13 protein-coding genes are annotated in these 13,649 nt (G+C 66.7%); 5 read left to right on the top strand and 8 right to left on the bottom strand.

What is annotated here, in order from left to right; all coding sequences use genetic code 11:
* Window positions 1–2: 2 nt before the first annotated feature.
* Window positions 3–254 carry a molybdopterin converting factor subunit 1 gene (moaD, locus tag QFZ83_RS18190; protein ID WP_307508736.1) on the top strand — a complete coding sequence of 84 codons (252 nt, stop codon included), beginning with the start codon at window positions 3–5 and terminating at the stop codon, window positions 252–254.
* Here moaD and dapA read toward each other — a convergent pair.
* Complete coding sequence (dapA, locus tag QFZ83_RS18185; protein WP_307508733.1) at window positions 241–1,137, bottom strand: 4-hydroxy-tetrahydrodipicolinate synthase; 897 nt, start codon at window positions 1,135–1,137, stop codon at window positions 241–243. The genes moaD and dapA overlap by 14 nt on opposite strands.
* Before the next feature lie 253 nt (window positions 1,138–1,390).
* Between dapA and QFZ83_RS18180 the strand changes: the two genes are divergently transcribed.
* Window positions 1,391–1,867 (top strand): molybdenum cofactor biosynthesis protein MoaE, encoded by a 477-nt coding sequence (locus QFZ83_RS18180; RefSeq protein WP_307508730.1) that lies wholly within the window; start codon window positions 1,391–1,393, stop codon window positions 1,865–1,867.
* A 123-nt stretch (window positions 1,868–1,990) separates the two neighbouring features.
* Here QFZ83_RS18180 and QFZ83_RS18175 read toward each other — a convergent pair whose 3' ends face one another.
* Window positions 1,991–2,986, bottom strand: coding sequence for a Bug family tripartite tricarboxylate transporter substrate binding protein (locus QFZ83_RS18175; RefSeq protein ID WP_307508728.1), 996 nt, complete (start codon window positions 2,984–2,986; stop codon window positions 1,991–1,993).
* Window positions 2,987–3,130: 144 nt separating this feature from the next.
* Between QFZ83_RS18175 and clpB the strand changes: the two genes are divergently transcribed.
* The gene (gene clpB / locus QFZ83_RS18170; protein ID WP_307508725.1) at window positions 3,131–5,752 is read left to right on the top strand and encodes an ATP-dependent chaperone ClpB; all 2,622 of its coding nucleotides are present in this window, start codon (window positions 3,131–3,133) and stop codon (window positions 5,750–5,752) included.
* Window positions 5,753–5,758: 6 nt separating this feature from the next.
* Complete coding sequence (locus QFZ83_RS18165; RefSeq protein ID WP_013540544.1) at window positions 5,759–6,103, top strand: hypothetical protein; 345 nt, start codon at window positions 5,759–5,761, stop codon at window positions 6,101–6,103.
* 11 nt (window positions 6,104–6,114) lie between these two features.
* Here QFZ83_RS18165 and QFZ83_RS18160 read toward each other — a convergent pair whose 3' ends face one another.
* From QFZ83_RS18160 to QFZ83_RS18135, 6 genes are read right to left on the bottom strand one after another with little or no spacing between them, the layout of a single operon-like run.
* Entirely contained in the window at window positions 6,115–7,935 is a 1,821-nt protein-coding gene (locus QFZ83_RS18160) for a long-chain fatty acid--CoA ligase (RefSeq protein ID WP_307508721.1), read from the bottom strand.
* A complete protein-coding gene (locus QFZ83_RS18155) occupies window positions 7,932–8,777 on the bottom strand; it encodes an ABC transporter ATP-binding protein (RefSeq protein ID WP_307508719.1) in 846 nt (281 codons plus the stop codon). Before QFZ83_RS18155 ends, QFZ83_RS18160 begins: the two co-directional genes overlap by 4 nt.
* A 3-nt stretch (window positions 8,778–8,780) precedes the next feature.
* A complete protein-coding gene (locus tag QFZ83_RS18150; protein WP_307508716.1) occupies window positions 8,781–9,980 on the bottom strand; it encodes an ABC transporter substrate-binding protein in 1,200 nt (399 codons plus the stop codon).
* A 23-nt stretch (window positions 9,981–10,003) separates the two neighbouring features.
* The gene (locus QFZ83_RS18145) at window positions 10,004–11,041 is read right to left on the bottom strand and encodes a branched-chain amino acid ABC transporter permease (protein WP_307508713.1); all 1,038 of its coding nucleotides are present in this window, start codon (window positions 11,039–11,041) and stop codon (window positions 10,004–10,006) included.
* Entirely contained in the window at window positions 11,041–11,919 is an 879-nt protein-coding gene (locus QFZ83_RS18140; protein ID WP_013540549.1) for a branched-chain amino acid ABC transporter permease, read from the bottom strand. The genes QFZ83_RS18145 and QFZ83_RS18140 overlap by 1 nt, the downstream gene beginning before the upstream one ends.
* Window positions 11,919–12,785, bottom strand: a complete 867-nt coding sequence (locus QFZ83_RS18135) for an ABC transporter ATP-binding protein (protein WP_307508709.1) — start codon at window positions 12,783–12,785, stop codon at window positions 11,919–11,921. The genes QFZ83_RS18140 and QFZ83_RS18135 overlap by 1 nt, the downstream gene beginning before the upstream one ends.
* 139 nt (window positions 12,786–12,924) lie before the next feature.
* On the opposite strand from QFZ83_RS18135, the gene QFZ83_RS18130 reads away from it, so the two are divergent.
* Window positions 12,925–13,620 (top strand): TetR/AcrR family transcriptional regulator, encoded by a 696-nt coding sequence (locus QFZ83_RS18130; protein WP_307508706.1) that lies wholly within the window; start codon window positions 12,925–12,927, stop codon window positions 13,618–13,620.
* Window positions 13,621–13,649 lie beyond the last annotated feature (29 nt).

Here is a 13,649-nt window from a genome sequence, read left to right as displayed (position 1 = left end):
CCATGAAGGTCCAGATCCGTTATTTCGCTTCGGTGCGCGAGGCGCTCTCCACGAGCGGCGAAACCGTCGACACCCACGCCGAAACGCTCGCCGCGCTGCGCGACGAACTCATCGCGCGCGGCGGTGCGCACGCCACCGCCCTCGCGCGCGGCAAGGCGGTGCGCATGGCGCTCGACCAGGTGATGAGCGACGAAGCCGCGGCCCTGCACGAAGGCTGCGAGGTCGCGTTCTTCCCGCCGGTTACGGGCGGCTGAGCCGCGCGTCCAGCGCCACGAGGCGCTCGCGCAGGCCGTCGGAGGCGCGCGTCATCGGCGACCGCAGTTCGTCGCGCATCGCACCGGCATGAGCGAGCAACGCCTTCACTGGACCGGGGTTCGATTCGGCAAACAGCATCTCGATCAGCGGCTGCAACGGCTGCCATTCGGCGCGCGCTTCGGCCACGCGGTTGTCGGCCAGGAGGCGCAGCACCTGCACGAAGCGCTTCGTCTGCACATGCCCGCTCGCCGCGATGGCGCCCACGCCGCCTTCGGCGACCGTCGAGAAGATCTGGTGGTCTTCGCCCGACAGCACCTGCAGCCGGCCATCGGCGATCAGCGCGCGTGTCTTGGCCATGTCGCCGCCGCAATCCTTGATGCCCCGGATGCGTGGGTGCGCGGCCAGCGCGAGCAGCGTCTCGCGCGAGAGGGTGGCGCCGGTGCGGTAGGGAATGTCGTAGATCAGCACCGGCACCGCGCTCGCATCGGCAATCGCGCGAAACCATTCGAGCAGACCGGCCTGCGATGGGCGGATGTAGTGCGGCGCGGGCACCAGCAGGCCCGCGAGCGGTCGTTCCGAGAGCTTGCGCACCCAGGCCGTCGTCTTGCCCAGGTGGTAGCCCGAGAGGCCCATGACGACCGGCAGGCCACCGGCGGCCGCCTGCACGGTGTCGAGCGACGCCAGTTGTTCCGCCTCGTCGAGCGCGGCGGCTTCGCCGGTCGAGCCGCAGACCACGAAGCCCGCCACGCCGTCGGCGGCGAGGCGCCGGGTCAGCGCGGCGAGCGCCGCATGGTCGACCGCGCCGTCGCGGAACGGCGTGACGAGCGGAATCCAGAGGCCCGAAAAATCAGGGACGGGGGCGGTGGTTTGTTGTTGTGGCACGCAGGCTTCCTTTCAGGAATCGACCGATGGAAAGAACCACCGTCCGATGCGCGCACAACCATGCTGGGATCAAAGCCTCTTGGCAGGTTCCGTCGCTCATCCGACGACGGAACCGCAGCTCCGGTCAGACGAGCTTTGGTTTTTTGGCTTTGCTGCCCTGGCGCGCGCAACGACTCTCGGGGTGCGAGGGCACCGTGGAGAGCGTGGCGAGGCAAGGCATGGACGCAGTCTATCTCGATGACACAATCCGGACATGAGCGTTGCGCGTGTTTCGATCCAGACGGGTGATTTCGACTTGAGTCAGGAGCTCGCCGCGTTGCGCGCGGGCGACAAGCGCGTGGGCGCGGTCTGCAGCTTCATCGGCACCGTGCGCGACCGCAACGACGGCAGCACCGTCGCCTCGATGGAGCTGGAGCACTACCCGGGCATGACCGAGAAGGCCATCGAAGCCATGATCGACGAGGCGCACAAGCGCTTCGATATCCTCGGCGCCCGCGTGATCCACCGCGTCGGTCTCCTGCAGCCGCTCGACCAGATCATGATGGTGGCGGTTATCTCTGCGCACCGCGGCCAGAGCTTCGAGGCCTGCGAGTTCCTGATGGACTACCTGAAGACCCAAGCCCCGTTCTGGAAAAAAGAACAGACGCCCGAAGGCGCCCGCTGGGTCGATGCGCGCGTCAGCGACGACGCGGCGTTGGCGCGTTGGGGCATCAGCGCCAACAACGCCTGACTTGTCCCCTATCCCTCTGGGAGAGGGATAGGGTGAGGGCAGCGGCCTCACAACACCGTGGAGCGTTGGTCGCTGCTCACCCTCACCCCAACCCTCTCCCCGAGGGGAGAGGGAGCAAGAGGCTCAGAGCGGCTTGAACCCGCTGGCCTGGATGATCCGTTCCCAGGTCTGCGTGTACGTGCGCACGCGGCCCGCGAACTGGCCCTGCGGCTCGTAGCCGACCGTCAGGCCCATCGTCGTCAGCTTCTGCTTCACGTCGGGCATCGCCAGCACCTTCTGCAGCGCATCGCCGTACTTGTCGATGATCGGCTGCGGCGTGCCCACCGGCGCGAAGATGCCGTAGTAGGGCAGGTCTTCCAGGTTCGAGAAACCGAGCTCGGTGAAGGTCGGCACGTTCGGAATCACCGCCTGGCGCTTGGCGCCGATGGAGGCCACGATGCGCACCTTGCCCGCCTTGTGGTTCTCGATGAAGTCGGGCACCGAGGCGATGCCCGCGGTGATCTGGTTGCCCAGCATGTCGGCCACCATCGGCGCGCTGCCGCGGTAGGGCGCGGGCTGTGCGTCGATCTTGTACTTGTCCGAGATCATCTTCACCAGGAATTCGGGGATCGACGCGGGCGCCGGGATGCCGATGGTCTCCTTGCCATCCTTCTGTGTGCGGACCCACTTGACGTACTCGTCGATGCTCTGGGCCGGCGTGCCGCCGGAGACGGCCAGCACGTTGGCGAAGGTGGCGAAACCGGCCACGGGCACGAAATCGGTGGCCGGGTTGAAGCCGGGGTTCTTCACCACTTGCGGCAGGATCGAGATCGTGTGGTCGTGCGAGAGAAACAGCGTGTGGCCGTCGGCGGGCGAGGACTTCAGCACCGTCGCGGCGATCTGGCCACCCGCGCCGCCGCGGTTCTCGACCACCACCGGCACGCCCAGCACGTCCTTAAGCTTTTCACCCAATGTGCGCGCGATGGCGTCGGTGCCGGCACCGGCGGGGAAGCCGACCAGGATGCGGATCGGCGTGCCGCCCTGGGCCTGCGCCAGTCCGGCCATGCCCATGGCGGCCGCGAAAAGTCCCACGCTGAGCGCGCGGCGCACCGGCTGGACGCGCTGCATTGAAAAAACCATGATCGACTCCATTCGAGAGAGAGAGAAATGCCTACGGCAGAAAGGTGCGGGGGCACCGTGCAATACCCGTGCCCAAGGCGCGAGCCCGGTTTGCAACCTTGAATCGTGCCCGAACGGCCCTATTTTGGATGCAGGAATACCACCATGCGACAAGACAAACTCACCACCAAATTTCAGGAAGCGCTGAGCGACGCGCAGACGCTGGCGCTCGGCAACGACAACGCCTACATCGAGCCGGCCCACCTGCTGGTCGCGATGCTGCGCCAGGACGACGGCCCGCGCGCCCTGCTGGAGCGTGCCGGCGTCAATGTGCCGGGTCTCGCGCAAGCGGCCGAAGCCGCCATCAAGAAGCTGCCCCAGGTGCAGGGCCACGACATCGTGCAGGTCGGCCCCGAGCTGGGCAAGCTGCTGCAGGCCACCGAGAAGGAAGCCATCAAGCGCAATGACCAATTCATCGCCGGCGAACTTTTCCTTTTGGCCGTGGCCGACAGCAAGTCCGACATCGGCAGGATCGCCAAGGAAAACGGCCTGAGCCGCAAGTCGCTCGAATCGGCCATCGACGCCGTGCGCGGCGGGCAGGGCGTGAACAGCGCCGATGCCGAAGGCCAGCGCGAGGCGCTCAAGAAATACACGATGGATCTCACCGAGCGCGCGCGCCTCGGCAAGCTCGATCCGGTCATCGGCCGCGACGAGGAAATCCGCCGTGCCATCCAGGTGCTGCAACGCCGCACCAAGAACAACCCCGTGCTCATCGGCGAACCCGGCGTGGGCAAGACCGCCATCGTCGAAGGCCTCGCGCAGCGCATCGTCGCGGGCGAGGTGCCCGATTCGCTCAAGGGCAAACGCGTGCTGTCGCTCGACATGGCCTCGCTGCTGGCGGGTGCCAAGTTCCGCGGCGAATTCGAGGAGCGCCTGAAGACCGTGCTCAACGAGCTCGCGAAGGACGAAGGCCAGACCATCGTCTTCATCGACGAACTGCACACCATGGTCGGCGCCGGCAAGGCCGAGGGCGCGATGGACGCGGGCAACATGCTCAAGCCCGCGCTCGCGCGCGGCGAGCTGCACTGCGTGGGCGCCACCACGCTGGACGAATACCGCAAGTACATCGAGAAAGATGCAGCCCTGGAGCGCCGCTTCCAGAAGATCATCGTTGGCGAGCCCAGCGTCGAAGCCACCATCGCGATCCTGCGCGGCCTGCAGGAGAAGTACGAAGTGCACCACGGCGTGCAGATCACCGACCCGGCCATCGTGGCCGCGGCCGAACTGTCCGACCGCTACATCACCGACCGCTTCCTGCCCGACAAGGCCATCGACCTGATCGACGAGGCCGCGGCCAAGATCAAGATCGAGATGGACTCCAAGCCCGAGGTGATGGACCGCCTCGACCGCCGCCTCATCCAGCTGCAGATCGAACGCGAAGCCGTGCGCCGCGAGAAGGACGAAGCCTCGCAGAAGCGCTTCGGCCTCATCGAGGACGAGATCGCCAAGCTGCAGAAGGAAATCGCCGACTACGACGAGATCTGGCAGGCCGAGAAGGCCCAGGCCCAGGGCAGCGCGCACATCCGCGAAGAAATCGAGAAGCTCAAGACCGAGATCAAGGAATGGGAGCGCAAGGGCGACTTCAACAAGTTGGCCGAGCTCCAATACGGCCAGCTCCCCGCGCTCGAAAAGCGCCTGAAGGAAGCCGAGGCCAGCGAGGCGAGCAAGGGCAAGTCCAGCGCGCCCACGCTCTTGCGCACGCAGGTCGGGGCGGAAGAAATCGCCGAGGTCGTGGCGCGCGCTACCGGCATTCCGGTCGCCAAGCTGATGCAGGGCGAGCGCGACAAGCTGCTCGTGATGGAAGACAAGCTGCACGAGCGCGTGGTCGGCCAGAACGAGGCCATCGGCGCGGTCGCGAATGCGATCCGCCGCTCGCGCTCGGGCCTCTCCGACCCCAACCGCCCCACGGGCTCGTTCCTGTTCCTCGGCCCCACGGGCGTGGGCAAGACCGAGCTGTGCAAGGCGCTCGCGGGCTTCCTGTTCGACAGCGAAGACCACCTCATCCGCATCGACATGAGCGAGTTCATGGAGAAGCATTCGGTCGCGCGCCTCATCGGCGCGCCGCCGGGCTACGTGGGCTATGAAGAGGGCGGCTACCTCACCGAGGCCGTGCGCCGCAAGCCCTACAGCGTGGTGCTGCTCGACGAGGTCGAGAAGGCGCACCCGGACGTCTTCAACGTGCTGCTGCAGGTGCTCGACGATGGCCGCCTCACCGATGGCCAGGGCCGCACCGTGGACTTCAAGAACACCGTGATCGTGATGACAAGCAACATCGGCTCGCCGATCATCCAGGCCATGGTGGGCAAGCCTTCCGAAGAGATCAAGGAAGCGGTGTGGGACGAGCTGAAGAACTACTTCCGCCCCGAGTTCCTCAACCGCATCGACGAGACGGTCGTGTTCCATGCGCTCGACGCGAAGAACATCGAATCGATCGCCGCGATCCAGCTGAAGGTGCTCAAGGCGCGCCTCGCGAAGATGGACCTGGGCCTGGAGGTGTCGCCCGCGGCGCTGGCCGAGATCGCCAAGGTCGGCTTCGACCCGGTTTTCGGTGCGCGGCCGTTGAAGCGTGCGATCCAGCAACGCATCGAGAACCCGCTCTCGAAGCTGCTGCTGGACGGCAGCTTCGGGCCGAAGGACACGATCGAGGTCAACACCGACCCGATCCAGTCGCCGGGCCAGTTCTCGTTCAGCAAGGGCGGGGAACCAACGGCGGCGGCCTCGGCCTAAAGTCGGATGATGAACTTCATTCTTCGCGTCATTCTTCTGCTCCTGGGGCTGGTTTTCGCGGCCAGCCTCGCCGTCGCGGTCATGCTGCTGGCCGCCGTGTGGGGCGTGCGCTACGCCTGGGGGCGTCTCACGGGCAAGCCCGTGACGCCCTGGATGACCTCGATGGGCGGGCGCTTCAATCCGCGCTCGGGCTTCGATCGATTTCGCAATGCGGCAAAGCCGGCCGAGCCCACGGCCGCCGACGTGGTCAGCGCGCGTGCACGCGGCGAATCGGTGCGCAGCCCCATGGCGCTGGGCGGACGCGCGGACGATGTGACCGACGTGCGTGCCCGCCCCGTTCGCGGCGACTAAGAAACAGCCGATCAGGCGCTGTACAGCGCCTCGATCTCGCTGGCGTAGGTCTTGTAGATGCTGGAGCGCCGCACCTTCATGGTCGCGGTGACTTCACCGTCGTCATGATCCAACTCTTTGGTGAGCAGATGAAAACGCCTGATCTGCGACACCTGCGCCAGCTTCTCGTTGCCGCGCGCAATTTCCGCCTCGATGAGCGATCGCACCCGCGGCTCCTCCACCAGCGAGCGGAAATGGGTAAACGAAATGCGCTCGGCCTCCGCCCACTTGCCCACCGTTTCGTAGTCGATCTGCAGCAACGCGCCGACGAACTTTCGGCCATCCGCCACCACGATGCATTCCTTGATGAAGGGGCTGCCCTTCATGGTGTTCTCGATCTCGGAGGGCGTGAGGTTCTTGCCGCCCGCCGTGATCATGATGTCCTTCAGCCGGTCGACGATGCGCAGATGCCCGTCTTCCTCGCGCACCACATCGCCCGTGTACAGCCACCCGTCGCGAATCGATGAGGCGGTGGCCTCGGGGTTCTTGTAATAGCCCTCGAACACCATCTCGCCGCGCACCAGCAATTCGCCCGCTTCGCCGACGCGATGTTCGGTGCCTTGCGTGGGCGGGCCCACGGTGCCGACCTTCACTGCATCGCTGCGGTGGCCGGCGATCATGCCGGTCGATTCCGTGAGGCCGTACACCTCCACCAGCGGCACTCCCAGCGTGCGAAAGAAGCGCACCACGTCCGCGGGAATCGGCGCCGCGCCGGTGAGCGCGACGCGTGCGCGGCGCAGGCCGATGAAGTTCTGCAGCGCGCGCAGCACCGTCCAGTAGGCGAGGGCAAAGCGGCTGCGCTCGGCCAGCGTCCATGTGCTGCGCGGCTTCTCGGCCAGCGGCGCGCAGGCAGCCATGGCGCGTTGGAAGAGCGCACGCTGCACGCGCCCCGCTTCCTGCATCTTGATACTGATGCCCGCATGCAATTTTTCCCAGATGCGCGGCACGCCGAGGAACATCGTGGGCGCGACTTCGCGCAGGTCTTCCTGCACGGTGCGGATCGATTCGCCGAAGTTCACCTGCGAGCCCAGGTACACGGGTACGAAGGCCGTGAGCATCTGCTCGGCCACGTGGCACAGCGGCAGGTACGACAGGTGCGTGGTGTCGCCATCGAGCCCGAGCCGCTCGACGATGCCGGGCACCACGCCGCGGATGTTGCGGTAGGAAATCATCGCGCCCTTGGGCTTGCCGGTGGAGCCCGAGGTGTAGATCATCAAGCCGGTGTCGGCGAGCGTCTGGCGTGCGAGCGCGGCATCGACCAGCGCGGTGCCGTCCCGGGCCTGCACCTCGGCGCCGGCTTGCTCGACCTCCGCGAACGTCGCGATGAGGCCGCGCACTTCGGGCGGGTAGCTCGCGAGGCCCTTGGTCTCGATCACGACGATCTTGCGCAGGCGCGGCAGTTGCGCCATCGCGTCGAGCACCTTGTCGGTCTGCTCCTGGTCCTCGCAGACGATCACCTCGATGTCCGCATGCCCGACCACGTAGGCCACCTCGTTGCTCGGGCTGGTCGGGTAGACGCCGACCGTGACCGCGCCGATCAGCCCCGCGCCCATCTGCGCGAGCAGCCATTCGACGCGGTTCTCGGAAATCACGCCTAGGTGCCCGCCTGGTGCCAGGCCCATCGCATGCAGGCCGAGGCCGAAGCGGGTGGCGCGCTGCAGGTACCCGGTCCAGTCCAGCGGATGCCAGATGCCGAAGTCCTTCTGGCGTATCGCGATGTCGTGGGGCCGCAGGCGCGCCTGCTCGCGCAGCATCTGCGGCAAAGTCAGCAACGGAAGGTGGGCGTCTGTCATGAGAGCCAGCGCTTGCGGCGCTTGTAGTGCTTGAGCGCGCGGAAGCTGCGCGATTCGCCGCTGCCGCCCACGCCCAGGTAGAACTCGCGCACATCGGGGTCGGCGGCCAGGCGCTCGGCGCTGCCGTCGATCACCACCTTGCCGCTTTCCATGATGTAGCCCGTGTGCGCGATGGCCAGCGCGACGCTCGCGTTCTGCTCGACCAGCAGCATCGAGGTGCCGCGCTCGGCGTTGATGCGCGCAATGATCGTGAAGATGTCTTCCACCAGCTTGGGCGAGAGGCCCAGCGAGGGCTCGTCCAGCAGGATCAGCTTGGGTTGCGCGACCAGCGCGCGGCCGATGGCCAGCATCTGCTGCTCGCCGCCGGAGAGATAGCCCGCAAGGCCCTTGCGGCGCTCGTGCAGGCGGGGGAAATAGGCGTACACGTCGTCGAAGTTGCGCGGCGGCGCGGCGCCTTCGCGCCCCGTCAGCGCATAGGTCGCTGCCACGAGGTTTTCCTCGACGGTGAGGTCCTCGAAGACGCGACGGCCTTCCATGACATGGCTGAGCCCGCGCCGCACGAGCTGCTGCGGCGCCAGTTGAGCGGTCGGCGCGCCATCGAACACGATGCGACCGGCTTCCACCTCGCCGTCCTCGAGCGCCAGCAGCCCCGACACCGCCTTCAGCGTGGTCGACTTGCCGGCGCCATTGCTCCCCAGCAGCGCGACGATCTGCCCGCGCGGCACGGCCAGCGACAGGCCGCGCAGCACCTGCACCACCTTGTTGTAGACCACCTCGATGTTGTTGACCTCCAGAACGAGGTCAGCTTTCTCGGAAGCAGGCGTGGCCGCGGGCGGATGCATGGCTCAGTTCAGCGAAATCCAGTCCGACGCCGGCACCATCTTCTGCGCCTTCATGTCGGCCTTGTAGACGCGGCCCACCGGAATCGAGTTGCCCTTGATGGTGATCGGCGTGCCGATGATCCCGCCGGTGTCGAAGTCCTTGATGGTGTTGAGCGAGGCCTTCAGGTTCTTGCCGTCCAGCGGCTTGCCCGCGTCGAGCGTGCGCTTAGCCGCCTCGGTGAACAGCATCGCGGTGAGAAAGCCCTGTGTGTAGGCCGTGCTCTGGTACTCGGGGCGCAGCGCGCGGATCTTGTCGAGCATCGGCGCCTTGGCCGAGGTGTCGTAGTAGTAGCGGTAGGGCATCACGCCCATGAAGCCGTCGGCGCCTTCGCCCATCTTCATCACGGTGGAGCTGTCCATGGTCCAGAAGGTGCCCATCCACTTGCTGGTCATGCCCATCTGCTTGCCCTGCTGCACGAACTCCGGAATCGGCGCGAGGATGTAGCCGTGGAAGATGGTGTAGTCGGGCGCGGCGCGGCGCAGCTTGATGACCTCGGTCGACACGTCCACGCTGCCGGCCGGCGTCATGAGCTTCACCGGCACCGTGAGGCCGAGCTTCTTCGCCGCGGTTTCGCTGGCCTCGATGGGGTCGCGGCCGAACTCGGAGTCGGAGTACACGAAGGCCACCTTGGCACCCGGCTTCTCCTTGGCGATGTGGCGCAGCAGGATGCCGATCTGCTCGGTGTAGTCGGGGCCGACCAGGAACTGGTTCGGGTACTTGGCCGCGTCGTTGAGCTCGGTCGCGAACGAGGCGCCCGCCATCAGGATCTGCCCGCTGCGGTCCAGCTCGGGGTTGATGGTCTTGGAGAAGCCCGTCGAGTCGCCGTAGTAGAGGTTGACCTTGTTCTGGCTCGTGATCTTCTTGAAGGCTGCGACCGACACGTCGACCTTGTAGCCCGTGTCTTCGGGCACATAGCGCAGCTTGCGCCCCTTGATGCCGCCCGCGTCGTTGACGATCTTCACGTAGTCGGCAATGCCGGCGTTGATGCCGACGCCCGCGAAGGCGAACACGCCGGTCATCGGGATGGAGCCGCCGATGACGATGTCCTCGGTGCCTTGGGCGTGCGCGAACGGCACGGCGGCGAGCCCGGAGGACAGGCCCGCGGCGATCAGCAGTGCACGGCGGTGTTGTGAAAGCTTCGGTTTCTTCGGTGTCTTGGGCATGCTTGTCTCCTGTTGGAATAGGCTCAGTTGCGGAACGGCCATAGATGGAAAAAGCGGCGTATGCGCCGCCACACTTCTGCGAGCCCGTGCGGCTCGAACACCAGAAATCCGACGATCAGCAGCCCGAACACGACGGTGCGCACGGGTGAGAGAAACACTGTCATCTCCACGCCGCCCGGCAGCAGGTCGACGATGAGCTTGAGCAGCTCGGGCACCATCGTCATGAACACCGCGCCGAAGATGCCGCCCAGGATCGTGCCCATGCCGCCGACGATGATGGCGGCCAGGAAGAAGATCGACATCAGGAGCGGAAAGCTCTCGGGCGTGACCACGCGGAAGAAGTAGGCCCACAGGCCACCGGCTACGCCCGCGTAGAACGACGAGAGCCCGAACGACAGCAGCTTGTAGCGCAGGAGCGGAATGCCCAGCACCTCGGCCGAGATGTCGCGGTCGCGGATCGCGATGAAGGCCCGGCCCACGCGGGTGCGAAAGAGGTTGGCCGCGCCCAGCACCATCAGCAGCATGACCGGCACGATCACCCAGTAGAGGCGGAAAGAGGTGTCCAGCGGCAGGCCGAAGAACTGCGCCGGCGGCAGCGAGATGCCGGTGGTGCCGCCCGTGAGCTTGAGGTTGGCGAACAGGAAGTGCGTGATGAACGAGGCCGCGATGGTCGCGATGGCCAGGTACAGGCCCTTCACACGCAGCGAGGGAATTCCGACGATCAAGCCGCCGAGCATGGCGACCACGCCGCCCGCGGCGATGTTCAGCAGGAAGGGCGTTCCCAGCCGCGTCTGCATGATCGCGACGGTGTAGGCGCCCAGGCCCATGAACGCCGCCTGGCCCAGGCTCACCAGGCCGGTGTAGCCGGTGAGAATGTTCAGGCCCGTGGCGCTCGCCACGTTGATGGCCACGAGGCATGCGAGGTACAGCCAATAGTCGCTGGCCATGAACGGGAACAGCACCAGCAGCGCCGCGCCGACCATGAGCCACATCTTCTGCGTGCGCGAGTCGAACAGCGCCGCATCGGCGACATAGCTTTGCTTGAGGGTACCGATGCGCATCAGAGTCTCTCGATCTCGTGCGTGCCGAAGAGCCCGTAGGGCCGCACCATCAGCACGAGCACCAGCACGATGAAGGTTGCGAGCAGCTTGTATTCGCCGCCGAGGTACGAACCCGCGAGCGCCTCGACCAGTCCGATGAAGACACCGCCGACCAGCGCACCGAGCACGCTGTCGAGCCCGCCGACGATCACCACCACCAGCACCGACAGGCCGAACACGCCCATCGAGGACGAGATGCCGCCGATGGCGCCGACGATGATGCCGGCCACCGCAGCGATCATGGCCGAGGCCACCCAGGCGAGCGAAAACACGCGCGGCACGTTGATGCCCATCGAGTAGGCCGCGGCCTGGTCGGAGGCGGTGGCCCGCAGTGCGACGCCGCCGCGCCAGAAACGGAACAGCAGCAGCACCATGCCGATCAGCACCACGGCGATCAGCGCGCCATAGGCGATCTTGGGTGCGAGGAACGCCTCGCCGACCATCACCGGCGCGTTCGGCAGGAACTCGGGCAGGCGGCGCTGGTCGGCGGTCCAGATGATCTCGACCAAGCCGACGAGGATCGATGCGAGCCCGACCGTCACCATGAACACCGAGATCGGCGGCTCGCCGAGCAGCGGGCGGATCATCGTGCGCTCGATCACAGCGCCCAGGAGGCCGGTGCCGATCACCGAGCCCAGCACCGCGAGCCAGATCGGCAGCGAGAAGCTCGCGGCAAAAGTGAAGAACAGGTACGCGCCGACCATCAGCATCTCGCCGATGGCGATGTTGACCACGCGCGTGGCCTTGTAGACCAGCACGAAGGCGAGGGCGGCCAATGCATAGAGGCCGCCGCCGGCAATGCCGGTGAGCGCGATCTCGAAGAGGTAGGCCCAATCCATCACGCCGCCCCCGCCGTGGATTCGCCGCGCAGCCGCCGACGCAGTTCGCCGACGTCGCCCGCGCCGAGGTATGCGCGGACCACCTCGGGGTCGGCCTGCACCTGCGATGGCGTGCCCTCTGCGATGACCTGGCCGAAGTTGAGCACCACCACGTGGTCTGACAGGTCCATCACCATGCCCATGTCGTGCTCCACCATCAGCACCGTGATGCCCCACTCGCGCCGCACGTCGAGGATGAAGCGCGCCATGTCTTCGGTCTCCTCGCGGTTCATGCCGGCCACGGGCTCGTCGAGCATCAGCACCTTGGGCTGCATGGCGAGGGCGCGCGCCATCTCCACGCGCTTCTGCAGGCCGTAGGGCAGGGCGGCGACCGAGGCGTGGCGGATGTGGTCGATCTCCAGGAAGTCGATGATCCGTTCCTCCACATCGCGCCGCAGCTCGGCTTCCTCGCGGCGGGCGCGGCCCAGGTAGAAGAGAGCGTCGAACACGTTGGTCTTCAGGTGTGCATGGCGGCCGAGCTTGATGTTGTCGAGCACGGTCATGCCGCGAAAGAGCGCGATGTTCTGGAAGCTGCGCGCGAGGCCGAGCGCGGCGCGCTTCGGCGCGGGCACGCGGGTGATGTCTTCGCCCTCGAAGAGCACGCGGCCCTCTGCCGGCTTGTAGAAGCCCGAGATGGTGTTGAAGAGCGATGTCTTGCCTGCGCCGTTGGGGCCGATCACCGCGGTGATCGAGCCGGGCGCGACGCCGAAGCCCACGTTGGTCAGCGCCTTCACGCCGCCGAATGCGAGCGTCAACGCCTCCACCTGCAGCACGGTGGCAGCCGGAGAAGGGTGCGGGGAGGCGCCCCGCGAGGGCTCGTCAGGCATGGCTAAGAGGGAGGCGATAGGGTCAGGGTTTGTGTCCAGGGGCAGAAAAGCTACTGGCCCGTAAAATTCCTACTGGCGGGTAATGTCACAGTTCGCCGCATTGCGCGGCATCCGGACTTTCCCCGCCCGCAGAAACCCGATGCCTCCCATGCCTCGCCAAGCCCCAGCACTCCGCCGACCCCTCTCTCCCTCCCCCTGGGAGCCTGCCGACAAGCGCGCGCAGCAGCGCGAAGTCAAGCGCAATGCCGTGCTGCAGACGGCCGCGCAGCTCTTCAACGAGCGCGGCTTCCATGCGACCTCGCTCGACGACATTGCCGAGCGGCTCAACGTGAGCAAGCCCACGCTCTACTACTACGTGGAGAGCAAGGACCAGATCCTGCTGGAGTGCGTGAAGACCGCGCTCGACCTGATGCAGACCGGCATCGACGAGGTGCGCGCCGCGGGCGGCAGCGCCATCGACCAGCTCAAGGCCTGCATGCGCATCTACTCGGGCGTGGTGACGCAGGACTTCGGCATGTGCGTGATCCGCATCGGCGAAGACCCGCTGCCCGCGCCGCTCAAGAAGGAGCTGCGCCGCCTGAAGGCCGGCATCGACGGGCAGTTCCGCCGGCTCATCGAGGACGGCGTGGCCGAAGGCTCACTCGCGCCTTGCGATCCGAAGATGGCCGCCTTCATGCTGGCCGGCGCGCTCAGCTGGATCGGCCGCTGGTACCGCCCCGACGGCGACCTGACGCCCGACCAGATCGCCGACCAGGGCATCGAGCTGCTGCTCAATGGCGTGCTGCACCGCCCGGCCGTGGCGCGTCGCAAGCCCGCCGCCGTGAAGGCCGGGTGACCGGCCGCGAACCGATTTTTTTCAATCCA

This window comes from Variovorax sp. W1I1 (genome assembly GCF_030815625.1).
GTDB classification, from domain to species: Bacteria; Pseudomonadota; Gammaproteobacteria; order Burkholderiales; family Burkholderiaceae_C; genus Variovorax; species Variovorax paradoxus_C.
This window is presented reverse-complemented; position numbering and strand designations above follow the sequence as displayed.